Raw genomic sequence first — 26021 nt, forward strand, 5'->3', positions numbered from 1 at the left:
TACGGCAACCTTTGTGAAGCCGGTTTCCCGGACTACGGTTCCCGGGGCAGCGACGGACTCCGAGACACCGCTTACCGAAACGGCAAAGCCGGCGACACCGCTTTCCGGGACGGAGGCCGGCAGCACGTCGATGCCGACGGCGTCGACGGCGGCGACGGCTCCCGCGCTTCGGAGCGACGTCGATGCCGAAGCCCGCCGCAGCCCGCGACCAGCCCCGCCCGGACACCCGCAGCCGTCCGCCCCGCCCGGCCGCCCGCGGCGTATCGCGATCATCGGCGGCGGCCCGGGCGGCCTCTACGCGGCGGCCCTGCTCAAACGCCTCGATCCCGGCCGCGAAATCACCCTCTGGGAGCGCAACGCACCCGACGACACCTTCGGCTTCGGCGTCGTCCTCTCCGACGAGACACTGGGCGGCATCGAGCACGCCGACCCGGTCGTGTACCGCTCCCTGCGGGAGGACTTCGTCAGGTGGGACGACATAGACATCGTCCACCGCGGCGTCCGCCACACCTCCGGCGGACACGGCTTCGCCGCGCTCGGCCGCCGCAGACTGCTGGAGATCCTGCACGAGCGCTGCCGCTCCCTCGGCGTCGACCTGCGTTTCCGTACGCAGGCGCCCGCCCTGGCCCGTCTGACACAGGAGTACGACCTCGTCATCGCCGCCGACGGAGTGCACAGCGCCACCAGGGAGACGTACGCGGAGGCGTTCGGGCCCCGGGTCACCGGCCACCGCTGCCGTTACATCTGGCTCGCCGCGGACTTCGCCTTCGACGCCTTCCGTTTCGAGATCGCCGAGACCGAGCACGGCGTGATGCAACTGCACGGCTACCCCTACGCGGCCGACACCTCGACCGTGATCGTCGAGATGCGCGAGGAAGTGTGGCGAGCAAACGGTTTCGACGAACTCGACGAACCCGAGTCCGTCGCACGCTGCGCCAAGATCTTCGCCGACGCGCTCGGCGGCCGGCCCCTGAAGTCCAACAACTCCGTCTGGACCACCTTCCGCACGGTCGTCAACGCACGGTGGTCGCACCGCAACGTGGTCCTCCTGGGCGACGCCGCACACACCGCCCACTTCTCGATCGGCTCCGGCACCAAGCTGGCCGTCGAGGACGCGCTGGCGCTCGCCGCCAGCCTGGACGAACACCCCGACCTCAACACGGCGGCAACCGCTTACGAAGAGGAACGCAGACCCGTCGTCGCCTCCACCCAGCGGGCTGCCCGCGCCAGCCTGGAATGGTTCGAGAACCTCGGCCTCTACCTCGGTCAGCCGCCCCGCAGGTTCGCCTTCAACCTGCTCACCCGCAGCCGCCGCGTGACCCACGACAACCTGCGGCTGCGCGACCCCCGCTTCACCGGAGCCGTGGAGCGCGAGTTCGGCTGCCCGCCCGCGACGCCCCCGATGTTCACCCCGTTCCGGCTGCGCGGCCTGACCCTGCGCAACCGGGTCGTCGTGTCCCCCATGGACATGTACTCGGCGGTGGACGGTCTACCCGGCGACTTCCACCTCGTCCACCTCGGCGCCCGCGCCCTCGGTGGAGCCGGACTGGTGATGACGGAGATGGTGTGCGTGTCCCCTCAGGGACGCATCACCCCCGGCTGCACCGGCCTCTACACCGACCGGCAGGCCGACGGCTGGCGGCGCGTCACCGACTTCGTGCACGAGCACGCGCCGGGAGCCGCGATCGGCGTGCAGCTCGGCCACTCCGGCCGCAAGGGCTCGACGAGGCTGATGTGGGAGGGCATGGACGAACCGCTGCCGGACGGCAACTGGCCGCTGGTGGCAGCGTCCCCTCTGCCGTACAAGCCGGGCAGCCAGACACCGAGCGAACTCGGCCGCGACCAACTGCCCGAAGTGCGCGAGCAGTTCACGGCGGCCGCTCGTCGGGCCGCACGAGCAGGCTTCGATCTCCTCGAACTGCACTGCGCGCACGGCTACCTGTTGTCCGGCTTCCTCTCCCCGCTCACCAACCGCCGCACGGACGCCTACGGAGGCTCTCTCGACGGACGGCTGCGCTTCCCGCTCGAGGTCTTCGACGCGGTCCGGGAGGTATGGCCTGACCAGCTACCGATGACCGTCCGCATCTCCGCCGCCGACTGGGCCGAGGGCGGCACGTCGGCCGACGACGCCGTCGGCATCGCCCGGGCGTTCGCCGAGCACGGCGCCGACGCCGTCGACGTCTCCACGGGGCAGGTGGTGGCCGAGGAGCGGCCCGACTACGGACGGTCGTATCAGACGCCGTTCGCCGACCGCATCCGCCACGAGGCGGGCGTCCCGGTCATCGCCGTCGGCGCGATCTCCTCCTGGGACGACGTCAACTCGCTCATCCTCGCGGGCCGCACCGACCTGTGCGCCCTCGCCCGACCTCACCTCTACGACCCGAACTGGACCCTGCACGCGGCCGCGGAACAGGGCTACACCGGCCCGGGCGCCGACTGGCCCGCGCCGTACCGCGCGGGCAGCAGACCCCCGCGCACCGGCCGCGCCGACGCGCCCAAACCCCGCCTGACTCTCGGAAGATGAAGCCGGCCCGCTCCCAGAGACACGGGACTGTGCGGATGGAACCGCGCCGCACCGGACCGGGCCGCACCGGACCGCACCGGGCTGCACCGGGCTGCACCGGCCGAGCCCGGGGCCGGTCCCGGGGCCTAGGCCGTTTCTGATGGCTCTTGGACGGTGTCTCGGAGCCAGATGACGATCGCGGTGACGGTGAGGGTGCCGTTGAAGATGTAGTCGCGTTTGTCGTACCGGGTAGCCACGGCACGGTACTGCTTCCACTTGTTGATGCACCGCTCGACTGCGTTGCGTCGGCGGTACTGGGTCTTGTCGAAGGCCGGGGGCCGGCCGCCGAAGCGTCCGCGGCGGGTGCGGTGGGCCCGTTGGTCGTCGGGCTGCGCGATGGTGGCTTTGATGCCGCGCCGTCGCAGGTAGGAGCGGTTGTCGCGGCTGGAGTAGGCCTTGTCGCCGCGTACCCGGTCCGGTCTGCTGCGCGGGCGGCCCGCGCCGCGGCGCCGGATGCGTAAGCCGTCCAGCACCTGAGTGAACATGGGGCTGTCACCCCGCTGGCCGGGCGAGGTCAGCCAGTGCAGCGGGCGGGCCCGATCGTCGGAGAGCAGATGGACCTTGCTGGTCAGCCCGCCCCGCGAGCGTCCCAACGCCTCGCGCCCATCTGCTTCCTCACGCGTCCCGCCCCTTTTTGCGGGTGATCGGCCGGGGGCTTGCGGGGTGCCCCGGCCGCGTGCTGATGCGCCCGGCAGGAGGTGGAGTCGATGTTCACGGCCCACTCCTGCCCGGCCACCTGGCGGGCGAGCGCTGCGTCCGGGTCGCCGGCGTCCGCCTCGATCTGCAGTTCCTGAAGGACGGCCTTCCAGGTGCCGTCGGCTGACCAGCGGCGATGGCGTTCGTAGACGGTCTGCCAAGGCCCGTACCGTTCCGGCAGGTCAGGCCAGGGCACCCCGGTCCGGGCCCGGAACAGCACCCCGTTGATCACCCTGCGGTGATCCGCCCACTGCCCGCCCGGCCTGCCGTTGCCCGGCAGCAGGGATTCGATCTTCTGCCACTGCGCGTCCGTGAGCTCATGTCGCCGCACCATACGAGCGTCCTGCCCGGCAGCCCCTGAGATCCACCCAGCTCACCAAGAGCCGTCAGAAACGGCCTAGCCCGGGCTCACACCCCGACGAACTCGGCGCCCGCGTCGCGCAGCCGCTCGTGCAGCCCCTGGAAGACCGCCGCCGAATGCGTGCCCGGCCAGTCCTGGGGCAGCAGCCGGGCGGGCAGACCGGGGTCGACGTAGGGCAGATGACGCCAGGAGTCCAGCGCGAGGAGGTAGTCGCGGTAGGCCTCCTCGGGCGGAGTGTCCGGCCGTCGCCTCCAGTCCCGCAGCACGCGCTCGTGGCGGTCGAGGAACGTCTCGTGCTCCTTGGCGATGGCCGCCAGGTCCCACCAGCGGGCGACGGCCTCGACGGTCGGCGCGAAGCCGAGATGCTCGCCGCGGAACAGGTCGACGTACGAGTCCAGGTGCAGCCGTTGCAACGTGTGCCGGGTCTCCTCGTGCAGTCGTGCCGGGGCGATCCAGACCCCCGGCGCCGCCGTGCCGAACCCCAGCCCGGCCAGCCGCGAGCGCAGCACATGCCGTTTCTGCCGTTCCGACTCGGGCACCGAGAACACCGCCAGCACCCAGCCCTCGTCCGCGCCGGGCGTCGGGCCGTAGACGCGCCGGTCGCCGTCCTCCAGCAACAGTCTTGCCTCGACGGACAGTTGGTATCCCGCCGCACCCTGCGCGGTGCGCGCCGGCAACAGCAGTCCGCGGCGTTTCAGCCGCGAGACCGAGGAGCGCACGGACGGCGCGTCGACACCGACCGCGGCGAGCAGCCGGATCAGCTCGGCGACGGGCACGGGCCCTGGGACGAAGCGGCCGTACGCGCCGTAGAGCGTGACGATGAGAGACCGAGGAGCGGGCTGGTCGGACACGTTGATCATCTTAGGTCTTCGGCATCACGGCTGGTCACCTTCGGTGAAACCGCTTGCGCGCAGCCGGAAACGCTGGAGCTTGCCGGTCGCCGTGCGCGGCAGCGCGTCCAGGAAGACCACCTCGCGCGGGCACTTGTACGGCGCGAGCTCCTCCTTCAGGAAGGCGCGCAGGGTCTCGGCGTCGCGCCGCGCGCCCTCCCGCAGGACGGTGAACGCGACCACCGACTGCCCACGCCGCTCGTCGGGCCGCCCCACGACCGCAGCTTCGAGCACGTCGGGGTGACGCAGCAGCGCCTCCTCGACCTCGGGCCCGGAGATGTTGTACCCGGCCGAGATGATCATGTCGTCCGCGCGGGCCACATACCGGAAATAGCCGTCGGACTCGCGGACGTAGGTGTCACCGGTGACGTTCCAGCCGTCGCGGACGTACTGCTGCTGCCGTGGGTCGGCCAGGTACCGGCAGCCCACCGGGCCGCGCACGGCGAGCAGTCCGGGCTCGCCGTCCGGCACGGGCGCACCGGACGCGTCCTGCACGCGCGCGTGCCAGCCGGGCACCGGAACGCCGGTGGTGCCGGGCCGCACCCGCTCGTCCGCGGCGGAGATGAAGATGTGCAGCAGCTCCGTGGCCCCGATGCCGTTGATCAGCCGCAGACCGGTCCGCTCGTGCCAGGCGCGCCAGGTGGCAGCGGGCAGGTTCTCGCCGGCGGAGACGCAGCGCCGCAGGGACGACACGTCGTGGTCGTCGAGGTCGTCGAGCATCGCGCGATACGCGGTGGGCGCGGTGAACAGCACGGACACGCGATGCGCGGCGATCGCCGGCAACAGCTGCCGGGGGCCCGCCTGCTCCAGCAGCAGCGCACTCGCGCCGGCCCGCATCGGGAAGACGACGAGGCCGCCGAGTCCGAAGGTGAAGCCGAGCGGCGGGCTGCCCGCGAAGACATCGTCCGCAAGCGGTTTCAGGACGTGTTCCGAGAACGTGTCGGCTATCGCCAGCACATCCCGGTGAAAATGCAGGCAACCCTTGGGACGACCGGTGGTGCCGGAGGTGAACGCGATGAGCGCAATGTCGTCGGAAGCGGTTTCGACAGCCCGAAAGGGTTCTGCCGACGACGGCCGGTTCAGCAGATCGTCGGCGCCGTCGCCGCCGTATGTCGTGATCCGCAGACCGGGAGTCTCCGCCTTGACGAGGTCGTCGACGGCACGGACGTCGCACAGCGCGTGCCCGACCCGGGCGATCTCGCACATGGTGCGCAGCTCGTGCGGTCGCTGCTGCGCGAGGACGGTAACCGCGATCGCACCCGCTTTCAGCACGGCCAGCCAGCAGGCCGCCAGCCACGGCGTGGTGGGCCCCCGCAGCAGCACCCGGTTGCCGGGGACGACCCCCAGGTCGCCGGTGAGCACATGCGCGATCCGGTCGACCCGGGCGCGCAGATCGCCGTACGTCCACGACGGCCCGGACGCGGTGTGGAACACCGGTCGCTCCGGCGCGGCTCCGTCGAGCAGCTCGACGGCGCAGTTCACCCGGTCGGGGTAGTTCAGCCCGGGCAGCTCGAAGCGCAGCTCGGGCCAGTGGCCGGGCGGCGGGAGGTGGTCGCGCGCGAAGGTGTCGACGTGGGCCGAGACGTTCATGGGTGTTTCGCCCCCTTGCCTGGATGGACTGTCCGGCTGGGCTGCCCGAGAGGGCGTCGTCATCGTCGTGGGACCGCGCAACGAGCGTATCGCGTTGGTGACGACAGTCAACGGTACGCGATACCGTGGGAAGAGAGTGCGGACGCGTGACCGTGCGGACCCTCCAGCATGGGAAGAAAGGGAGGACTGGTCTGCAAGGGCCTGCAGCGGACGGCCGCGTCGGCCGTACGCGACCGCGCGGACCGGTCACGGCACAGCGGATCAGTCACGGCACAGGGGAGAGGCGATGACCGCAGCGACACCCGCGTTCTCGATCGATCCGGCACGGGCCGCTTGGTGCGCCGAACTGCGCGCGCTGGCCGCCGACCGGCTGCGCCCGCTCGCCGAGAAGGGCGAACCGGGCCGGGTCAACCGTCCGCTCGTCGCCGAACTCGGCCGACTGGGGCTGCTGTCCCGGCTCTTCACCTCCGGAGCGGTCGACCTCTGCCTGATGCGCGAATCCCTCGCGTACGCCTGCACCGAGGCCGAGACGGCACTCGCGCTGCAGGGACTGGGCGCCCATCCCGTCCACGCCCATGGCACCCCCGCCCAGCGCCGCCGCTGGCTGCCCGAGGTCGCCGAGGGCGCCGTCGTGGCCGCGTTCGCGCTGAGCGAGCCCGGCGCCGGATCCGACGCGGCCGCGCTGTCACTGGCCGCCGAGCGCGACGGAGCGGACGGCTGGCGCCTGACCGGCGAGAAATGCTGGATCTCGAACGCGCCCGAAGCCGATTTCTACACCGTTTTCGCCCGCACCACCCCCGGGGCCGGCGCGCGGGGCGTCACCGCCTTCCTGCTCCCCGCCGACCGCCCCGGCCTCACCGGATCCGCCCTCGACATGCTCTCCCCGCACCCCATCGGCGCCCTCCGCCTCGACGCCGTCCCGGTCACCGCGGACGACGTGCTCGGCGAGCCCGACCGCGGCTTCCGCGTCGCCATGGGCACCCTCGACCTGTTCCGCCCGAGCGTCGGCGCGTTCGCCGTCGGCATGGCCCAGGCCGCGCTCGACGCCACCCTCGCCCACACCGCCCGACGCGACGCCTTCGGCGGCAAGCTGCGTGATCTGCAATCGGTTTCGCACCAGGTCGCCGAGATGGCGCTGCGTACGGAGGCGGCCCGGTTGATGGTCCATGCGGCGGCGACCGCGTACGACGCCGCCGCCCCGGACGTCTCCCGTCGCGCGGCGATGGCCAAGCTGCTCGCCACCGAGACGGCGCAGTACGTCGTCGACGCAGCCGTCCAGCTCCACGGCGCGCGCGCCCTGTGCCGCGGGCACCTGCTCGAACACCTCTACCGGGAGGTACGCGCACCACGGATCTACGAAGGCGCAAGCGAGGTGCAACGCGGCATCATCGCACGGGAGTTGTACACGGAATTCGTACAGCGGGCGGACCACGGGGAACGGCCCGCGCCCGCCCAGCCGGTGAGTCGGGACGCCCCCACCGGTCCGGACCGAATCGCCGGGACCGATCGGACCGCCGGGACCGACCGGGCCGACCGGACTGGCCGGATTGGCCAGGCTGCGCAGTCGGACCGGATCGCCGAGGCCGACAGAAGCGCGCAGTCGGACCGGAGTGCGCGGGCCGGTCGGATCCCGTCGGCTGAAGAGGCCGCGGGAGGCGGCCTGGCCGGGGTGCGGGCCGAACGGTCGCCACACGTCGCACAGCCCGAGCGAGCCGACCGGGAGGCGCAGTGACCGCCGAGCGCATCAACCCGCCCGGGCTCTCGCCGCCCACCGGCTTCTCCCACGCAGTCGTCGCCACCGGCAGCCGCATCGTCTTCCTGGCCGGCCAGACCGCGCTGGACGCCGACGGAAAGGTCGTGGGGGATTCGTTGCCGGAACAGTTCGCGCGGGCGCTCACGAACCTGCTGACCGCGCTGACGGCGGCCGGCGGCACGGCGTCCGACCTGGCGCGCGTCACCGTCTACGTCACGGATGTCGCCGCCTACCGTGAGCACGCCGCCGAACTGGGCGCGATCTGGCGGCGGTCGGCCGGCCGTGACTATCCGGCCATGGCGGTCATCGGAGTCGTCCGCCTCTGGGACGAGCAGGCACTCGTCGAACTGGACGGATTCGCGGTGCTGGACCACTGACCGACCGGGCGGCCGGACCGACCGGGCGGCCGGACCGACCGGGCGGCCGGACCGAGTGGGCGGCCGGACCGAGTGGGTCGGACCGAGTAGGTCGGACCCAGTGGGTCGGACCCAGTGGGCTGGGCCGAGCGGGTCGGCTCGAGTGAGTCGGATCGGGCGGGTCAGGCCGGGCGGGTCAGGCCGCGACGGCGAGCTGGTGCACCGTCACGCGGTGCGGGGCCACGACGCTCCCGTCGGGCAGCAGCTCGCCCGAGTCGTCGAAGACGATCGTGCCGTCGCACAGCAGGTTCCAGCCCTGCTCGGGGTGGGCGGCGACGACGTGCACGGGACGGGCGTCGGCAGCAGCGCCGGGAAGCTGGTGAGAACACATCGCGCACCTCCACGTCGGCGGGGTCGGCCGTCCGGTCGGCCCGCATGGGTAGACCATGCGCCCGGCTGTGCGGCGCCGCCAGGGCACGCCCGAAAGCGTGACAGCACCAGGACAACTCCCGGACGGTACGTCGACGACCGGTGCGGACTCGCCACCGAAGGAGTGACGATCACCGCCCCGGACGCGCGCGCCCGGTACCAGTGGAGCCCCCACAACAGGAGGTTCTGCCATGTTCTTGCGCCCCGCCCTGTCCGCGGCCGCCGGTGCCGCCCTGCTTCTGCTGGCCGCGCCCGCGGTCGTCGCGGTCGCCGACCCGACGGAGTCGGTCACGGTCGACCCGGTCGGCCGCATCGCCGCGGACGGCACCGTCACCCTCTCCGGCACCTATCGCTGCGTCGACAACACGGGGCCGGTCTTCCTCAGCACCTCGGTCGGCCAGGCCTCCGACGTCACGCACGGCATCGGCGGCACCCGTGCCGTGTGCGACGGCGCCGAGCACACCTGGAAGAACTCCGGCAAGGCGACCCCGAACGACCTCGCCCCCGGCACGGCACGGGTCGAGGCCACCCTGATGGAGCTCCGTCCCGACAGCGGCCTGCCCCTGCCCCGCTTCCACGCGTCACAGAAGCGGGACGTCACCCTGACCGAGAGCTGATTCCGGCGGTTGCGGCGCGGCGGTCCACGGTGCGGTCCACGGTTCGGGCCCATGCTGCAGGTGAGGACCGGGACCGCCGAACCGCCGGTGATCAGGGTCTGGTCAGCTCGCACCGGACCGACGTGCCGCGCCCGCTGGGGGAGTCGCCCCAGGACGTGGCCAGAGCCTCGACGATGAGGCGTCCCCGGCCGGTGTTCCAGTCCGGTCCGCTGTCCGCCTCGTCCGAGGCGAGCACGGGCGCTGGCAGCGGCGGTCGCGGGTCCGAGTCGCGCTCGTCGACGCGCAGTCGGTCGGCGTGCTCCCCGAACCGGACCCCGACCTCGCTGCCGGCGGGCCATGATCCCCTGGAAGCAAAGGCCTGCTCACATCCTCGTGACGACATCGCCGTGGACACCGCGACCGAGCGGGGCGTGTGGGTCACCGACGTGCCGGACTGCTGCGTCGAGTAGGTCTGCGACCACGCGGTGGGCATGGCGCCGGCCTGGACCCGGAGCCCGGCCGTGTCCGTCCGTGACGTCCGCGACGATCGGTCCGGGCCGGCCCGGACGGCCCTGGCACCCGCGAGCGACCGACTGCGCAGCATGTCCACGCTGACCTGCGGCGTCGTCTCCACGGGCGCATCGGGCGCGCCACCGCACGCAGGCTCGGCGTGTTCGGCCGCCACATACTCGCGCACGACCCGCACCCGCACCCGACGCACGCGTCAAGTGAGCGCACGTACGCCGCTGCCGACCGGTGGCGGCCCGGCGCCCGCCGCTCGCCCCGGCCCGCCACGGTGCAGGGATCACGATGACCGGCCTGATCTGGCCTGGCGATCGTCTGATCTCTGTTCGGTCATTGTCGCCGTCCGTCGGCGAACCGACGATGGGTGGATGACTCGGTGATGTGCCGGGAACCGAAGCGGCGCATGCACATCCGACAGCTCTCGAGATCGGATCCCCATGACCAAGCTGACCATCGACGCGAGCATGGAGAGCTTCACTGCGAGGTTCGCCACTTCTGCCGCCATGACGCACAGCGGCAGCAAGCTCATTCCCGGGGGCTACAGCCGGAACTCGTTCAACTTCGGTCCTCACGCTGTCTTCGTCGACACCGGCCAGGGTGCGTACATCGAGACCGTCGACGGTCACCGTCTGCTCGACTTGAACAACAACTTCACGGTGAACGTCCTCGGCCACAACCACCCGGCGATCACCTCAGCGCTTCAGGAGGCGATCCCGTCGGGCATCTCGTTCGGCAACCCGAGCACCGCCGAGGCGGAGCTGGCGCGGATACTCATCGACCGCGTTCCTTCCGTCGACAAGGTGCAGTTCTCCTGCTCGGCGACCGAGTCCTGCATGAGTGCCGTCCGGGTGGCCCGCGCCTACACCGGGAAGACGAAGATCGCCAAGTTCGAAGGCGGTTACCACGGATTCAGCGACCCCTTGCACATGTCGGCGCACACCTACCCCGACCACGACCACGGCACGGCGAGCGATCCGAAGGCGGTCCCTGACAGCGGAGGCATCCCCGGCGAGGACGTCGGCAACGTCATCCTGCTGACCCAGAACGACCGTGTCGGCTGCGAGCGGATCCTGCGGGCCCATGCCGACGACGTCGCCTGTCTGATCGTCGAACTGCAGAGCGGGGCGGGTGGACTGGTGGTGCTCGATCAGGACTTCGTCGAGGAGCTCCGCGCCCTGACGACCGAGCTCGGCATCGTCCTGATCTTCGACGAGACCATCAGTCTTCGGGCCGGTCTCGGCGGGTTGCAGGGCGTCTACGGCGTCACCCCCGACCTGACCGTGATGGGCAAGATCATCGGGGGCGGACTCCCGCTCGGCGCCCTCGGTGGTTCGGCGGAGGTCATGAGCGTGCTGGAGAACGGCCGGGTGACCATCTCCGGAACCCATCACGGACACAAGCTGTCGCTGATCGCGGGCGCGGCCTGCATGCGCGCGATGGACGCGGCCGCGTTCGAGAGGCTCAACCGGCACGCCGGTCGCGTCATGTCCGAACTGAACGCCTGGAGTCGTTCGAGGAAGAGCCCGTTCGTCGTCTACGGACAGGGCTTCTCGCACATGGCGTACGGCTACATGAAGGAGCCGGGTCTGCAGATCCGCACCCACCGCGACTACAGCAGCCACCTTGACGGCGAGAAGACCCAGATCTGCTCCCTCGAGCTGGCCAACCGAGGATTCTTCCCCGTGCACCGTGGAGAGTTCTCCTTGTCGGCGCCGATGACGGACGACGACATCACCTCGTTCATCGAGACGCTGAAGGACATCGTCGTCGAGCTTGAGAGCTGAGGCGGCGAGCCGGCCGACCGTCGGCGACCGCGAGCTGAGGCCGGCCGTGGGTCCTCACCTGCCTGGTCGGCTCCGAGGACCTGACGCTGCCGAAGGGCGGGCAAGGGCGGGCAGAGGGCTCAGGCCGCCCGTGCCCGAACGGCCCCGGGCACTCCGGCGAGATGTCCCTCGACTGCTCGCTCGACCGCGACAGCGAAGGCGTGCACATGGGGCCGCCGATCGCTGAGCCGCGCCGCGGCTGCGACGGTGCTCGGCGCCGCGTCGCGCAGGGGCACATAGGCGACGCCGGAGTGGTGGAAGAGCCGGGCGGCGGTCTGCGGGAAGGTGTCCACCGCTCCGAGGCAGGAGATCGCCATCAGGGACTCGCCCACCGACCGGACCCGGGTCGCGACCCGGCTCTGTCCGCCCCTGCGGTCGTCACACGTCCAGTACGAGGCCCAGCCGGCCGGTGCGCCGGTGGCGGCGGTCGCGAACGGCTCGTCCAGCAGATCGTCCACGGAGATGCTCGCCGCGTCCGCCAGCGGGTGCGAGCGAGGCAGGGCGGCGACGCGGGGCTCGGAGAAGATCGGCCGCAGCCTGATCCGGTCGTCCTCGAAAGGCGTTCGCACGACGGCCACGTCCACCTCGTCCGACACCAGCTTGTCCAGCTGGTCGACCATGGTCAGCTCGGTGAACTCCAGCCGGACGTCCGGCCGCAGCTCACGGTAGACGGACAGGATCACCGGCGTCAGCTCTCCCGCGGCCTCGGCGAACGTGCCGATGCGCAACACCTGCCGGTGCGAGGGCGAGTACGTCAGCGCCTCGGCCGCCGCGTCGGCCAGCTGCGCCAGAATCCGCTCGGCCCGTTCCACGAACGCCACGCCCGCGGCGGTCAGTGCGACCCGGTGCGGGCTGCGGTCGAAGAGCTGGACGCCGAGTTCGCGTTCCAGCCGGGCCACATGTCCGCTGAACGCGGACTGCGCGATGTGCTCCAGCTGTGCGGCGCGGCCGAAATGCAGCGTCTCCGCCAGACGCACGACGTAGCGGAGCTGGCGTATTTCCACGGGGGACCCTTTCACCGCCGGCGGCTGCGCACACAGGCGCGGCTCCCGGCCGCGTGATCGCCTCCGGGCTCCGCGGACCGCTTCCGGCCTGCACGATCGTATGACGAGATTGTGTGTTCGCGAAGTGGTCGTTGTCCAGGTTTCTCCGACTTCCGCATACTCGGCAGCACATCTCGGCGCCGCCCTGGCGTCAGCTGATCTTCAGAGAGGCGGTGCGATGAGTACCGAGACTTCAGGACAGCTCAAGAAGTCGGCCGTGGGCACGTCCGGCATCGTGTTCTTCGTCGTCGCGGCCGCGGCTCCGCTGGGGGCCACGCTCGGCGCGGGCCCTGTCGCCTTCGCCTCCAACGGCGTCGGCGCACCGGGCATGTACCTGGTGGCCGGAATCGTCCTGCTGCTCTTCGCCGTCGGCTACGCCACCATGAGCCGCCACATCACCAGCGCCGGCGGTTTCACCGCGTACATCTCCGCGGGGCTCGGAGACCGCGTCGGCCACGCGTCTGCGGGGATCGCCCTGCTGGCCTACAACTGCATGCTGTTGGGGCTCTTCGGCCAGTTCGGCATCTTCGCCCGAGACCTGCTCGGGCGCTGGGGCTGGCACGTCTCCTGGCAGACACTCGCCCTCGCTGCGCTGGTCCTGGTGGGGATGCTGGGGTACCTCGAGGTCAACCTGTCCGCCAAGGTGCTCGGCGTTCTCATGATCGCCGAGGTGCTGATCCTGGTCGTCTTCGACGCCGTGGTCATCGGCCGGGGCGGTGCCGACGGCCTGAACGTGGACGCCTTCACACCCGGCAACGTGTTCGCCGGGACGCCGGGCATCGCGCTGCTGTTCGCCTTCACCTGCTTCGTCGGGTTCGAAGCGACCACCATCTACGGCGAGGAAGCGCGCGATCCGCACCGCACGGTACCGCGCGCCACCTACGTCGCCGTCATCCTGATCGGCGTCTTCTACACCCTCACCACCTGGGCCATCGGCCTCGCACACGGAGCCGACGCCGGGACGGCGGCGACGAGGGACCCGGTCGGCTTCGTCACCTCGGTGAACACCGAGTTCGTGGGGAAGTTCGCCACCGACCTGATGCAGGTCCTCGTCGTGACGAGTGTCTTCGCGGTCCTGCTCGCGTTCCACAACACGCTGAACCGTTACATGTTCTCCCTCGGCCGCGGCGGCCTGCTGCCGGCCCGGCTCGGCCGCACCCACCACCGCTTCCAGAGCCCGCACCAGGCCAGCGTGGTGCAGAGCGTGCTGACCCTCATCGTCCTGGTCGCCTTCATGGCCGCCGACGCGGACCCCTTCACGCAGCTGTACTCCTGGCTGGTGGGACTGGGCACCCTGGCCGTCCTGGTCCTGCAGGCCGCGGTGGCCGTCGCGGTCGTCGTCTACTTCCGCCGCCGCGGGGACGGCGCTCCCCTCTGGCAGACCCTGGTCGCGCCGCTGCTCGGCGCGCTCGGACTGGGGGCCGGCATCGTCCTCGCGGTCGACAACTTTGACATCCTCACCGGGATCACCGGCGGACCGGCCTCCCTCCTGCCCTGGCTGATCCCCGTCGCCGGCCTGCTGTCCCTCGCCGCGGCGGCTTTCGCCTCCGTGCGTGGGCGGGTCGTCCAGCTGACGGCACCCGCTGCTCCTTCTCCCACGGCGACGGATCCGGAAGTCGCCGCATCTCCCACATCGGCCTAGGAAGTCCCGGCGACTCGCCGGCCGGACCGCCTCGGCCATGCGGGGAGCGCGGTCCGGGGCCCGCCGCGGGCCCAAAGTCCCGCGGAAGTCCCGGAGAAGTCCCAAAGATGCCGCCGCACCTTTCCCTGACCCGCTTCACCGCAGGTCGGACGAGGTACGGCGGCATTCGCTCATCAAATGTCCCGGAAGAGACCGGTGGGCGCGGTGACCTGCGGCGACATGAAGTAGTAGGTCGCTGACCTGCACGTATGGCCAGGGGACTCCCACTGCCGACGGCCACTCTTTCGGCTCTGTACAGAGTGAGGGGCATGCTGACGGTGCATCCTCCACGGCTGGCTCCGCCGACCTCGCCACCGGCCTGCTGGACGAGGCAGGCGGCTTCGAGGGCCGGCCAGCCGGAACCCGGACGGGGAGTGCGGCCGATGGGCGCCTCGCCGGAAGGACACGTGTGATCCCTCGGCGAACGCCTCGAGGCCCGGACCGCGGGCAAGGCGGTCGGCGGCAGACCCGGTGCGGACGCGCATGGCGGACAGGCCGGCCCGCAGGCCGTGCTCCGAGGCCGTTCACGGACGACACCTGTACTCGATGAGGAGCGGCTGCTGCTTGACCGCGTGCTGAAGAGCACGAGGGCGAAAGGGGCGCCAGGAAGAACAACGGGAAGGACTGCCGGAAGAACCGCGCGGGAACCTTCCGGCGCCGGAGCCGGTCCCATCACCCCTGCCGGCCGGACCGGAGGCGGCGGCCCGCCCGAGGGACAGGGATTCGGGCCCCCTCGTTGTGCGAAGGGGGAACCTCACCGCGCCAGGAACGAGGACCCCGCCCATGGTCCCGCCCCGAGGCCCTGTCCCAGGCTTTCGTCGCGCTCGACCGCGTCGGCGTTCACGAGGAACTCACGTGGTGAGCCCGCTGCCGGAGCAGCCGCGGCGAGCTGTCGGCTCTCGTCCCGACAGCAGCCTCCAGCGGGCCGGACAGCCTCGTTCCCTGCGGTCGTTTCGGTCGTTGCGGTCGCACAACCGAGAAGTACGCGTGGGGCCCGAGTTCCCGTGGCGACGGCCGGATCACGCCGTCGCCACTACTGCCGCTTCCCGTCAACTGCGCTCTTCACACGCCTGCTTGCCGATTACGGTGGCGCTCGCTGATCTGGGAGAGACCCCGTTCGGCCGGCAGCTGGACTTGGGGAGACCGTGTTGCAAGGGACAGTCGTCACATGTCCGACCTCAGCGGCGGGAGACCGGTGAGCGTCGGGGGACCGTTGGTCGTACCGGTCCACCTCGACGCGCTGTGTCCGGCCGACGACCTCGACGTGCGGGGACCGCACAACTACTTCGCCCGGCCCCCCTACGGCGATACGGCCACCGCTCTGGATCGGAACGAGGATCTGCCTCACCTCAGCGAGTCCCGGCACTCCGTCACCTTCCATGACGTGTCCTCCGGCATCCTGCGGACACTCCGGCGGGAGAACGACTCCGACGGCGTCACCGCCGAGAACGAGCAGGCACGCGAACGGCCCACCGTGCCATACGCGTTGAACGATCTGCTGAATCTGCTGAACGTCGCCCAGGCCGATGTGGACCGGGCACGCCGCCAACTGCCCCCCAGCGGGGTCGTCGCGAAGCGCGGAGCCACAACCAGGTCCTCGGGCGAGCAGGAACGCGCGCAACGCCGACGGGACCGACGGCCCGGTTCTGGCGCCGCTGACCCTGAGGCCGGGCGGCCGGCTGCCCATCGGCGACCTCACCAGGAGCATCGCCGCGACGCTGGGCGTCGAGTCGCTCGGCTCCGGCGATTTCGCCCGGCAGACGATCGAGACGGCCGAGCGGGTCACCTTCCTGAGCGCCTGACCGATTCCGCGACCGCGCCCCCTTCACCCCTCGCCTCTCCCGCGACCCGAACCGTCCTGGCCCGCGCCCGGAGCCGGCAAGGCGTGCACCCCACGTCCCCCGTCCGCGTACCCGCGTCGCCCCGCCCGAGCGGGAAGACCTCCTCAGACCCCGAGAACGGACTTCCGACATGACCACCTTCCACGTCGCGGTCGACCATCCGGACCCTGACACCCACGACGTCACCACCACCTACCTGGGCACCGTCGACCAGGCCCACGTCGACCGGGTGCGTGCCATCGCCGCGCTCCCGGGTTCCGAGCGCCTGGTGAAGGAACACCCCAGGCACGAGGGCGCGTTCATGGTCCTGCGCGACGACGGCGACCTGGACGTCTACGAGCCCACCAGCCCGGCCGAGCACGCCGCGCCCGGGGCCGATCCGTTGCCGCAGGCCCGCGACGAGAGCGGCGATCGCCGCGCGGGAGTCCTGGGCGCCGACCTCCGCACCCTCGCCGATGTGTCCGCCGGTGCGGTCGGTCCGGCGTACATCGACGGTGTGACCCGGTTCGGCGGTCAGCGTATCGGCGGGCCGATGGACGCCCCGCTGGAGCCGCCGCGGGCCGTGTGGCACACCACCGAGTCCCCGGCGGGCGGCGACTACTTCACGTCCGTGGCCGCCTTCCTGATCCGTGCCGGGGTGGAGCCGCAGGTGATCTACTGTCCGGTCACCGACCGGCTGGGCCAGTTCGGGCCCCTGAACCAGTCGTCCAGGGCGCTGAAGAACGACGGCGCCCGCCGCACGAACCGTATCGGCAAGGTCTGCATCCAGATCGAGGTGCTGGGACGTGCCCGCGCTCCGTGGACGAAGGGATTCGACCCGAAGACCAAGCCGAACTTCCAGCGGCTGCTCGCCGCGATACGCGCACACGGCATCCCGGACGTGTGGCCCGTCGGGGCCCCGCCGGCCACCGCGGCCGCCGCGACGGAGCGGCCCAGGAGCACCTGGGAGAACAAGGGCGGCCACTACGGGCACTCCCAGATCCCCGGCCAGGACCACTGGGACCCGGGCGCCATCGACATCGACATCGTGCCGGGCAGGCCCCGCTCCGCCGGTGGGACAACCACTCCGGACGCGGGCGCCGGCTCGGGCGCCTACGTCGTGAAGGCGGGCGACACCCTGACGTCCATCGCGGCCGCGCACCGGACCACCGTGGACGCGCTGTCGGCCCTCAACGGCATCAAGGACGCCGACGACATCTCGGTGGGGCAGAGACTGCGACTGCCGACGACGGCCCCGACGTCCCCGGCGAAGCCGCCGGCACCGCGCTACGAGCCGTTTCCCGGGCCGGGGTTCTTCCACGCCGGCCGCCGCAGCTCCCTGGTCACCGCCCTGGGCCGACGTCTGGTGGCGCTCGGCTTCGGCAAGCACTACACCTCCGGTCCCGGGCCGGAGTGGTCGGAGGCGGACCGGCGCAACGTCGCCGACTTCCAGCGCTCCCGCCCCGAACTGGCGGGCGACGCGGACGGGATCCCGGGCCCCAGGACGTGGGCCGCGCTGAAGATCCCGAAGCTCTGAAGCGCGCCACACCCGCCGCACCGACAGCCGAGAGCTGCGTCACGAGGTGGACCCGGCGCCCCTGTTCCCGGTCGTGACCGCGTAGGCCGCTGCCGAGCGGGCGCCGTCGAGGAGGATCGTGCCGCCGGTGACCGCTCGCAGTCCGACCATCGCGCGGACCAGGGTGGTCTTGCCGGAGCCCGAAACGTCGATGCGCCCGCCGCGGCAGCGGCGGACGCCCACGGCAAGACGGCGGACCTTCCATATCCACATCGGACACCATCACGATTCAAGGGGACTTATGTCGTCGCCTGGTGCGCCTGTGCGCGAGTCAGTCAGAAGAGGGCGGATCGAGCTGTTCGACGGTTTCCGTCTCCAGGTGGAAGGCGCCTGGATCCATCCCGTGACCAATGGCCAACGACTGCTGGCCTTCTTGAGTCTGCTCGGGCCCGCCCCACGGAGCGTCGTCGCCGGGACCCTCTGGTCGAACGTGCCCGAGGCCCGAGCGCTGGGCAGCCTGCGGACCACCATGTGGCGGCTCAACCACGCCGTGCCCGGACTGATCGTGGCGGCGCGGGGTCAGCTGGCCCTGGCCGAGTTCGTCAGGGTCGACGTGACCGAGTTCGTCGGTGCCGCGGGCGCCCGGTTCCGCCACCCCGGCGGTACCGGGCTGCACTTGCCGGAATTGCGGCTGCGCGAGCTCCTGCCCGGCTGGGACGACGACTGGGTGATCTTCGAACGGGATCGGCTGCGCCAGCTCCGCCTGCACCAGCTCGAGGCGGCCGCAGCCGATCTGTGCGCTCTGGGAGGCTATGCGATGGCGCTGGACGCCGCCCTTGAAGCGGTCCGCAGCGAACCACTGCGGGAGAGCGCACGCCGCGCTGTGATAGGGGTCCACCTCGCCGAGGGCAACTTCGCCGAGGCGCTGTACGAGTACAAGCGGTTCCGCGCTCTGCTGGCGGAGCAACTGGGCGTGGAGCCGTCCCTGGACCTCACCGACCTGGTGTTCCGGAGGGAACCTCTCCGGAACCGGACGGCGGCGGCCCCGGTCTGATGGGGTTGAGGGCCCTGCGTGCCTCCGTCGGCGTCTTGCCCTCGGCGATCTTGCGAGCGTGTGACGTCACCCACGTGCCCGAGAAGTCTGGCGGCGATCACGGCGCCCGGTCCGGACAGCGCAGTCAGCACAGTGCGGGCAGCCGCCAGGACGTCACGCATCCGGGCCCCGTTGTCACGGACCTGGCGGTCGACGCGTCGAAGATCCGCGAGAAGATCTCGGGCCGGACGCGACGGCAGGAGTCAGTGGCCGTCGCGGGACGGATGTCCTGCCCGAGGGCTGGTACTTGTTATTCATGACCGGTGCCGTGGCTGTCACGGGGCCGGTGACGTATCAGTGACGGAGCGGTGACGCAGGCCTCACTACGGTCACGTCCGTCCGGGCCTGCCTCCGGACTTCCTGATACACCTTCGACAGACCCGAGATGGGGCAGCATGGCGGTTCAGACTTCCTATCCCGGCGTCTACGTCACCGAACTACCCAGCGGGGTACGGACCGTCACCGGCGTCGCCACCTCGGTCACCGCCTTCGTCGGCATGACCCGGCGCGGCCCGGTGAACCAGGCCACCGTCATCAACAGCCTGGCCGACTACGAGCGCGTCTTCGGCGGGCTGTGGAAGGACAGCACGGTGAGCTTCGCCGTCCGCGACTTCTTCGCCAACGGCGGCGGGCAGGCGGTGGTGGTCCGGCTGGTGGGCGCGAAGGCCGCACCGGCCCGACTGACACTGCCGGCGGCCCCGGAAAGCGGGGAGTCCCTCGCGCGCCTGCGGGCTACGGACGAAAGCAAGAAGTCTGTCGTCCTGAAGTCTACGGACGAAAGCAAGAAGCCCCTCGTCCTGCAGGCTGTGGACGAAGGATCCTGGGCGAACGACCTGAGGGTGACCGTCGATCACAGCACACCTCCGAACATCGCCAAGGAGGTGGCCGCGCAACTCGGGGAGACGGTGACGCCGGACGACCTCTTCAACCTGGTTGTCAGGCTTGGCGACAAGGGCCCGCAGGAAGTCTTCCGCAACGTCACCGCGGTCGAGAGCTCCCGACGGGTGGACGCGGTGCTCCTGGCCGAGTCGCAACTGGTCCGGGTAGTGGGCTCCGACTTCTTCCGTCCCGACCCGATCCCGGACGACAGCCCTGTCGTGGTGGACAGTCCGGGCAGGGACGGGAATGCTCTGACTGCGGACGACTATGACGACGGTAAAGACATGAGTTCGGAGCACAAAGGGCTCTACGCGCTCGACCATGTCGATCTGTTCAACCTGCTGTGCATACCCCCACCGACCTCGGACGAAGACACCGACCCCGGCGTCTACCGGGCGGCGCAGGCCTACTGCGCAAAGCGCCGCGCCATGCTGATCGTCGACCCGCCCAGCAAGATGACGGTCGCCAACGCGGTCAGCGCATCCGGCGACGAGAAGAGCGCACTGGACGGTCTCGGGCTCAGCGGCGAGGAGGCCCGCAACGCGGTGCTCTACTTCCCCCGGCTGAAGCAGCCGGATCCGACCGACCGGGGCCGGATGGGTACGTTCGTCGGATGCGGTGCGATCGCCGGAGTGATCGCCCGCACCGACGCGACGCGAGGAGTGTGGAAGGCCCCCGCCGGCGTCGACGCGACCCTCACCGGGATCTCCGGCCTCGCGGTGAACCTCACCGACGCCGAGAACGGCATGCTGAACCCGCACGGCATCAACTGCCTGCGGACGTTCCCCGGCACCGGCACAGTGCTGTGGGGCGCGCGGACCCTTCGCGGCTCGGACCACCTCGGCGACGAGTACAGGTACCTCCCGGTACGGCGGCTCGCCCTGCACATCGAGGAGAGCCTCTTCCGCGGCACCCAGTGGGTGGTGTTCGAGCCCAATGACGAGCCGCTGTGGGCGCAGATCAGGCTGAACCTGGGTGCGTTCATGCACAACCTGTTCCGGCAAGGCGCGTTCCAGGGCACCACCGCGCGGGACGCCTACTTCGTGAAATGCGACCGCGAGACCACCACACCGAACGACGTGAACGCAGGCCAGGTCAACATCGTCGTCGGCTTCGCGCCGGTGCGGCCCGCCGAGTTCGTGGTGCTGCAGATACAGCAGATCGCCCAGGCCCAGGCCTGACAGACACCGAGAGCGGACAAGAATGGCCCAGTTCACTGTCAACGCACAGCGCTTCGACCCGTACAAGAACTTCAAGTTCCGTGTGCGATGGGACGGTCTCTATGTCGCAGGCGTCAGCAAGGTGGGCGCCCTCACCCGCACCACGGAAGTGGTGTCGCACCGGGACGGCGGGGACCCCGGCAGCAGCCGCAAGTCACCGGGCCGCACCGACTACGCCGCAATCACTCTGGAACGCGGAGTCACCCACGACCCGAACTTCGAACAGTGGGCGAACAAGGTGCACATGCATGGCGCCGGACTGGGCTCGGAGCTGTCGCTGCGGGACTTCCGCAAGGACATCGTGATCGAGGTCTACAACGAGGCGGGTCAACTCGCCATCGCCTACAAGGTGTTCCGCTGCTGGGTGTCCGAGTACCAGGCGCTGCCCGAACTCGACGCCAACGCCAACGCGGTCGCGATCCAGCACATCAAGCTGGAGAACGAGGGCTGGGAACGCGACGCGGACGTCCCGGAGCCGACAGAGCCCACCTTCGTCGGCTGATGATCATCCTCGACCCGGCCTGGACGCTCACCGCCTGGGAGCGCGGAGTGCGGGAGGGCACGCTCGACCGCGCCGTGACCCTGCTGGCCTCGGCGACCGGGCTGTCACGCGACCAGGCCGAGTCGGCGGATCTGGGCAGCCGTGACGCGGTCCTCGTCGATGTCCTCAGCAGCTGCACGGGCGGGGTCGTCCAGGCGTCCGTGAGGTGCGCCGGATGCGGTGAACGGCTCGACGTACCGCTCGATCTGACCATGCTCCCCAGAACGCCGTGGCGTGAGCCCGGCGCCCTGCTGGAGGCCGAGGTCTCGGGCTCCGGGGTGCGGTTCCGGCTGCCCACCACCGGCGACCTGCGTCTGCTCCGGGGGCGCGACGCGGTGGCGGGCAGGCGGCTGCTGCTCGCCCGCTGCGTACAGGCCGAGGCCGGCGGCGGCGAGGACCTCGACGAGGAGACCGCCGCCGCGGTGGAAGCGGCCATGGAGGAGGCAGCCCCGGGCGGCGCGGTGACCGTCCGTACGGGCTGCCCCGACTGCGGGGCGGAGACTGCCGCGGCCCTGGACATACCCGCCCTGCTGTGGGCCGAGGTCCAGATCCAGGCGGTCGCCCTGCTACGCCAGGTGCACGTCCTGGCCACTGCTTACGGCTGGACCGAGCCCGAGGTGCTGGCCCTCAGCCCGGCGCGCCGCGCTGCGTACCTGGAACTGGTGAGCCGATGAGCGGATTCCTGACCCACCTGGTGGAGCGGACCCTCGGGCTCACCCCTGTGCTCGAACCCCTGCCGAGAGGGCGGTTCGAGCCGGTGGCGGACGGACTTCCGGGCTGGGACGAGGTCGAGATCCCGGGGGACGGGCCCGCCGCCGTCGAGCCTTCCGCTCCTGCCGTGGATGGTGACCGAGCCGGCGCCGCGCCTTCCCTTCCGACGAGTGTTGCTCCTGCCGGTACTGCCCCTCCTGTTCCCGCGAGCACCGCTCCTCCCGCCGCCGCGTCTTCGGCATCCGCGAGCACTGCTCCCACTGCCAAGGCGCCTTCGGGATCCGCAAGCGCCGCTCCCGCTGCCGCCGCGCCTTCGGGATCCGCGAGCACTGCACCCACTGCCAAGGCGCCTTCGGGATCCGCAAGCGCCGCTCCCACTGCCGCCGCGCCTTCGACATCCGCGAGCACTGCTCTCACCGCCCCCACCCCTTCGGCATCCGCGAATGTTCCTTCTCCTGCCACCGCGCCTGCGCCTTCCGCGAGCGCCGCTCCCGCTGCCCCCACCCCTTCGGCATCCGCGAACGTTCCTCCTTCCGCCCCCACCCCTTCGGCATTCCTGGCAACGGGCATACCTGACCCCGAACGAAAAGTGGTGCCGCCCACCAAAGCGGCCCGGGATGCCCCTGCTGGTGCGAAAGGGGCGCCGTTCCAGCCGTCGCCCGAGCGGCCGGGGACGAGCGTTGGCCTGCAGTCGCCCCCCACCACCCCCACGTTCCCGGTCCCGGTCCCGCAGATCCTGCCTCCCCCACCCCCACAACTCGCGCCGGAAACCCGGTGGGCCGACGCGTCGGCACCACTGGCACCGGCATCCCAACCGCCCGTCGCCCTGCCGACCCACGCGGGAGAACTCGCACTCCACGCCCCGCCACCCGTGCGCTCGCCGACGTCGTCCGTCGACTCGGTCCGCGCCGCCGCCGGCCCCCGCATGCCCGGGGAGCCTTCGCTCAGGGAGGCCGTACGCGATGCCATACCGCCGGTGTTCCGGCCTGCGGAGCAGGCGCCGCAGCCGCAGCCGCCGCAGCCCCGGGTGACGGTGAACATCGGGCGGGTGGAGGTACGGACCACACCGGAGCCCGGTCGGTCCGCCGAACCCCGACCCCAGCCCAGGCCGCAGCGCCGGACGCAACCCGACCGTGCGGCCCGACCGCTGTCGCTGGGCGACTACCTTGCCCGCCGTACGCAAGAAGGAGGGCCGCGATGAGCAACCACCTCGCGGTGGCCATGGTGACCGCCGCACTCACCCGGACGCTGGTCGAGGCCCTCGCCGACCCCTCCCCGGGCGGTGTGGAGAACACCTCGGTCACCACGCTGCGCCCCCAGTCGCTGGCGGCGACCGATGCGCAGGCCCGAGGGATCAACGTCTTCCTGTACCACGTCACACCCAACGGCGCCTGGACAGTGGCCGATCTGCCGACTCGCGGTTCCGACGGCCAGTCACTCGTGGCGCGTCCTCGGCAGGCGCTCGACCTGCACTATCTGCTGACCTTCTCAGGTGACGAGTCCACCCTGGAGCCCCAGCGGCTGCTGGGCCTCACCGTGAGCACGCTCGCCTCCCGGCCGGTGCTGAGCCCGGAACTGATCCGGCGGTTCGCGGCGGACGCAGTCACCGCCAATGGCTGGCAGCAGTACTCGGACCTGGCGGATCAACCGGACTCGGTGCGCTTCAGCCTGCAACCGATGGACCTGGAGGAATCGACCAAGCTGTGGTCGTCGCTCTTCCACTCCAACTACCGGCTGTCGATCGCCTACCAGGCGACGGCGGTCCTGATCGAGGGCCGTGAGATGCCGACGCCTCCCACGCGGGTGGCGACCCGCTCGATCGCCGTGCGGCCTTCGGCCGACCGGCGGCCACGGAAGGCGTGAGCAGACGTGGACTGGCTCACCGCGAACCAGCGGTATCTGATGGCCGTACTCGATGTGCTCCGCCTCCGACTGAGCGGCGGTGACGGCCTGGAAGACGCCGCCCACCATCGTGACGAACTCCGGAAGGCGATGCCCGCACCCCCGGCGCTGGAGGTGATCGAGGACGGCTTCGAGCTGTCGGGCTTCGAGCGGGATCTGCTGCTGATGTGCGCCGGCGTCGAGCTGGACACGGAGTTCGCCCACGCCTGTGCGCAGGCGCAGGGTGCGTCGGAGCGCACCTGGGCGTCCTTCGGCCTGGGCCTGGCGAAGCTGCCCGACACGCACTGGACCGCGCTCACCCCGGCGGGGCCGCTGCGACGCCGGCATCTGGTCGAACTCACCCACCCGGAGACGCCGACGAGCAGCGCCCTGCGCATCGACGAGCGCGTACTGCACGCCCTGACCGGGATCGGCTACCTCGACCCCAGGATCCAACCGCTCACCGTGGAACTTCCGGAGCCGAAGCCGCTCCCCGCGCCGCTGAGGGAGGCGGGCGAGCGGGTCGCGGCCCACTGGTCGTCCCGGCCCGAGTCCGGCCCGGTCCTGCTGTACGGTCGGCCGGTCTCCGACCTCAGGTCGGCCGCAGTCGGGGCCTGTACGGAGGTCTCCGCCTCGCCCGTCTGCCTACGGGCTGCCGCCCTCCCTCAGGCCCCGGACGAACGGGACCTGTTGGCGCGGCTGTGCGAGCGGGAGACCGTACTGGACGGGGCCGCCTGGATCATCGAGGTCGACGACACGGTCCCGGACTGCTCCCGCCTCGCCCTCGACCTCGCCGACCGCCTCGATGCCCCCACGGTCGTGATCTCACGCGAGCCGATCGCGGGCTCGGGTCTCCGCGTGGAGGTGGGCCCGGCCCGGGCGGACGACGCACGGACTGTCTGGCGCGAGGCCCTCGGCCCGGCCGCGGCGGGCCTCTCGGCCTGGATCGACCGCGTGGCGGGGCAGTTCGACCTGGGTCTGGAAGCGGTCGACGCCGCGGCGGCGGAGGCACGGGCCGCGCCCGAGGCCGGCACCGCGCTGTGGGAGGCGTGCCGGCGGCTGGCCCGCCCCTCGCTGGACGGCCTCGCCCAGCAGATCGAGCCCCGCGCCCGCTGGGCCGACCTGGTCCTGTCCGACCACCAGCTTCGTGTCCTGCGTGAGCTGACCGCTCATGTACGGCACCGGGTCACCGTCCTGGAGGACTGGGGCTTCGCCGCCCGTACGGGGCGTGGGCTCGGCACCGCGGCGCTGTTCTCGGGGCCCAGCGGCACCGGGAAGACCCTGGCGGCGGAGGTGATCGCCGGGGAGCTGCGTCTCGACCTGTACCGGGTGGACCTGAGCCAGGTGGTGAGCAAGTACATCGGCGAGACCGAGAAGAACCTGCGCGGGGTCTTCGACGCCGCCGAGGCGGGCGGCGCGGTGCTGCTCTTCGACGAGGCCGACGCGTTGTTCGGCAAGCGGAGCGAGGTCAAGGACAGCCACGACCGGCACGCCAACATCGAGGTCGGCTATCTGCTCCAGCGGATCGAGGCCTACCGGGGGCTGGCCGTCCTCACCACCAACCTCAAGGACAACCTCGACCCGGCCTTCCTGCGGCGGCTGCGTTTCGCCGTCCACTTCCCCTTCCCGGACGCCTCTTCCCGGGCCGAGATCTGGCGCAGAGCCTTCCCCCCGAAGACCCCCACCGACGGCTTGGACCCCGCTGCCCTGGCCCAACTCTCCGTCTCCGGCGGCACGATCAGCAGCATCGCCCTCTCTGCGGCCTACCTCGCCGCGGACTCCGGCGAACCCGTCCGCATGCACCATCTGCTGTCCGCCGCCCGCACCGAGTACGCCAAGCTCGAACGACCCCTCACCACCACCGAGGTGACCGGATGGACGACGACATGACCCTCCACATCGACACCCTCACCGTCGACCTCACCCCTGACGCCGTGGCCGCCCTCCTCGCCGGCGACCACGACGTTCTCGTCCCGGCGATACTGGCAGCTCTGCGCGACATGCCCAGTGGGACGGGCTCAACACCGCGCCTCGCCCGGTGACCCCGATCACCC

22 protein-coding genes and 1 pseudogene are annotated in these 26021 nt (G+C 71.2%); 15 read left to right on the forward strand and 8 right to left on the reverse strand.

All coding sequences use genetic code 11. The features are described from left to right. Nucleotides 1-130: 130 nt before the first annotated feature. Nucleotides 131-2524, forward strand: coding sequence for a bifunctional salicylyl-CoA 5-hydroxylase/oxidoreductase (locus tag ABT300_RS01415; protein ID WP_351670398.1), 2394 nt, complete (start codon nt 131-133; stop codon nt 2522-2524). Nucleotides 2525-2649: 125 nt separating this feature from the next. Here ABT300_RS01415 and ABT300_RS01420 read toward each other — a convergent pair. From ABT300_RS01420 to ABT300_RS01430, 3 genes are all read right to left on the reverse strand, one after another. Next, nucleotides 2650-3593 (reverse strand): IS5 family transposase gene (locus tag ABT300_RS01420; protein ID WP_502977855.1). Its coding sequence is split into 2 segments (ribosomal slippage): nt 2650-3174 and nt 3177-3593, totalling 942 coding nucleotides; the frame shifts between segments, so codons are not numbered across the junction. 74 nt (nt 3594-3667) lie between these two features. After that, on the reverse strand, nt 3668-4480 hold the full coding sequence (locus tag ABT300_RS01425) for a PaaX family transcriptional regulator (protein ID WP_351670401.1): 813 nt from the start codon (nt 4478-4480) through the stop codon (nt 3668-3670). A gap of 15 nt (nt 4481-4495) precedes the next feature. Next, nucleotides 4496-6100 (reverse strand): AMP-binding protein, encoded by a 1605-nt coding sequence (locus tag ABT300_RS01430; protein WP_351670404.1) that lies wholly within the window; start codon nt 6098-6100, stop codon nt 4496-4498. A gap of 286 nt (nt 6101-6386) precedes the next feature. Between ABT300_RS01430 and ABT300_RS01435 the strand changes: the two are divergent. Beyond that, nucleotides 6387-7511: pseudogene (locus ABT300_RS01435) on the forward strand (acyl-CoA dehydrogenase family protein); the annotation flags it as partial. Nucleotides 7512-7828: 317 nt separating this feature from the next. Beyond that, complete coding sequence (locus ABT300_RS01440; protein WP_351670407.1) at nt 7829-8230, forward strand: RidA family protein; 402 nt, start codon at nt 7829-7831, stop codon at nt 8228-8230. A 175-nt stretch (nt 8231-8405) separates the two neighbouring features. Here ABT300_RS01440 and ABT300_RS01445 read toward each other — a convergent pair whose 3' ends face one another. Beyond that, nucleotides 8406-8600 carry a DUF5999 family protein gene (locus ABT300_RS01445; protein ID WP_351670410.1) on the reverse strand — a complete coding sequence of 65 codons (195 nt, stop codon included), beginning with the start codon at nt 8598-8600 and terminating at the stop codon, nt 8406-8408. 229 nt (nt 8601-8829) lie between these two features. Here ABT300_RS01445 and ABT300_RS01450 point away from each other — a divergent pair, with 229 nt between their 5' ends. Further along, a complete protein-coding gene (locus ABT300_RS01450) occupies nt 8830-9255 on the forward strand; it encodes a DUF6299 family protein (protein WP_351670413.1) in 426 nt (141 codons plus the stop codon). A 91-nt stretch (nt 9256-9346) separates the two neighbouring features. On the opposite strand, the gene ABT300_RS01455 is transcribed toward ABT300_RS01450, so the two are convergent. After that, nucleotides 9347-9931 (reverse strand): ATP-binding protein, encoded by a 585-nt coding sequence (locus ABT300_RS01455; RefSeq protein ID WP_351670416.1) that lies wholly within the window; start codon nt 9929-9931, stop codon nt 9347-9349. Between the two features lie 265 nt (nt 9932-10196). Here ABT300_RS01455 and ABT300_RS01460 point away from each other — a divergent pair, with 265 nt between their 5' ends. Next, on the forward strand, nt 10197-11543 hold the full coding sequence (locus ABT300_RS01460; RefSeq protein ID WP_351670419.1) for an aspartate aminotransferase family protein: 1347 nt from the start codon (nt 10197-10199) through the stop codon (nt 11541-11543). Between the two features lie 119 nt (nt 11544-11662). Here ABT300_RS01460 and ABT300_RS01465 read toward each other — a convergent pair whose 3' ends face one another. Continuing rightward, complete coding sequence (locus tag ABT300_RS01465; RefSeq protein WP_351670422.1) at nt 11663-12586, reverse strand: LysR family transcriptional regulator; 924 nt, start codon at nt 12584-12586, stop codon at nt 11663-11665. Nucleotides 12587-12803: 217 nt separating this feature from the next. On the opposite strand from ABT300_RS01465, the gene ABT300_RS01470 reads away from it, so the two are divergent. Continuing rightward, nucleotides 12804-14267, forward strand: a complete 1464-nt coding sequence (locus ABT300_RS01470; RefSeq protein ID WP_351670425.1) for an APC family permease — start codon at nt 12804-12806, stop codon at nt 14265-14267. A gap of 173 nt (nt 14268-14440) precedes the next feature. Here the strand turns inward: ABT300_RS01470 and ABT300_RS01475 are convergent, their stop codons facing one another. Further along, nucleotides 14441-14812, reverse strand: a complete 372-nt coding sequence (locus ABT300_RS01475) for an eCIS core domain-containing protein (protein ID WP_351670627.1) — start codon at nt 14810-14812, stop codon at nt 14441-14443. A gap of 1020 nt (nt 14813-15832) precedes the next feature. Between ABT300_RS01475 and ABT300_RS01480 the strand changes: the two genes are divergently transcribed. Both ABT300_RS01480 and ABT300_RS01485 read left to right on the forward strand, forming a co-directional pair. Continuing rightward, complete coding sequence (locus tag ABT300_RS01480) at nt 15833-16108, forward strand: hypothetical protein (RefSeq protein WP_351670428.1); 276 nt, start codon at nt 15833-15835, stop codon at nt 16106-16108. Nucleotides 16109-16277: 169 nt separating this feature from the next. Next, on the forward strand, nt 16278-17663 hold the full coding sequence (locus ABT300_RS01485; protein ID WP_351670431.1) for a LysM peptidoglycan-binding domain-containing protein: 1386 nt from the start codon (nt 16278-16280) through the stop codon (nt 17661-17663). A 39-nt stretch (nt 17664-17702) separates the two neighbouring features. Here ABT300_RS01485 and ABT300_RS01490 read toward each other — a convergent pair whose 3' ends face one another. Continuing rightward, complete coding sequence (locus ABT300_RS01490; RefSeq protein WP_351670434.1) at nt 17703-17915, reverse strand: hypothetical protein; 213 nt, start codon at nt 17913-17915, stop codon at nt 17703-17705. Between the two features lie 49 nt (nt 17916-17964). Here ABT300_RS01490 and ABT300_RS01495 point away from each other — a divergent pair, with 49 nt between their 5' ends. The 7 genes from ABT300_RS01495 to ABT300_RS01525 all read left to right on the forward strand — a co-directional run bounded on the left by ABT300_RS01495 (nt 17965) and on the right by ABT300_RS01525 (nt 26009). After that, nucleotides 17965-18696, forward strand: a complete 732-nt coding sequence (locus tag ABT300_RS01495) for an AfsR/SARP family transcriptional regulator (RefSeq protein ID WP_351670436.1) — start codon at nt 17965-17967, stop codon at nt 18694-18696. Nucleotides 18697-19130: 434 nt separating this feature from the next. Next, nucleotides 19131-20795 (forward strand): phage tail sheath family protein, encoded by a 1665-nt coding sequence (locus ABT300_RS01500; RefSeq protein ID WP_351670439.1) that lies wholly within the window; start codon nt 19131-19133, stop codon nt 20793-20795. 22 nt (nt 20796-20817) lie between these two features. Next, nucleotides 20818-21336, forward strand: coding sequence for a phage tail protein (locus tag ABT300_RS01505; protein WP_351670442.1), 519 nt, complete (start codon nt 20818-20820; stop codon nt 21334-21336). Next, nucleotides 21336-22049, forward strand: a complete 714-nt coding sequence (locus tag ABT300_RS01510; protein ID WP_351670445.1) for a hypothetical protein — start codon at nt 21336-21338, stop codon at nt 22047-22049. Before ABT300_RS01505 ends, ABT300_RS01510 begins: the two co-directional genes overlap by 1 nt. 1234 nt (nt 22050-23283) lie before the next feature. Further along, nucleotides 23284-23949 carry a Pvc16 family protein gene (locus ABT300_RS01515; RefSeq protein ID WP_351670447.1) on the forward strand — a complete coding sequence of 222 codons (666 nt, stop codon included), beginning with the start codon at nt 23284-23286 and terminating at the stop codon, nt 23947-23949. A 6-nt stretch (nt 23950-23955) separates the two neighbouring features. Next, nucleotides 23956-25857, forward strand: a complete 1902-nt coding sequence (locus ABT300_RS01520) for an AAA family ATPase (protein ID WP_351670450.1) — start codon at nt 23956-23958, stop codon at nt 25855-25857. Next, entirely contained in the window at nt 25842-26009 is a 168-nt protein-coding gene (locus ABT300_RS01525) for a hypothetical protein (RefSeq protein WP_351670453.1), read from the forward strand. The genes ABT300_RS01520 and ABT300_RS01525 overlap by 16 nt, the downstream gene beginning before the upstream one ends. Nucleotides 26010-26021: the final 12 nt, after the last annotated feature.

This window comes from Streptomyces sp. NPDC001027 (genome assembly GCF_040299045.1).
Classification (GTDB): Bacteria; Actinomycetota; Actinomycetes; order Streptomycetales; family Streptomycetaceae; genus Streptomyces.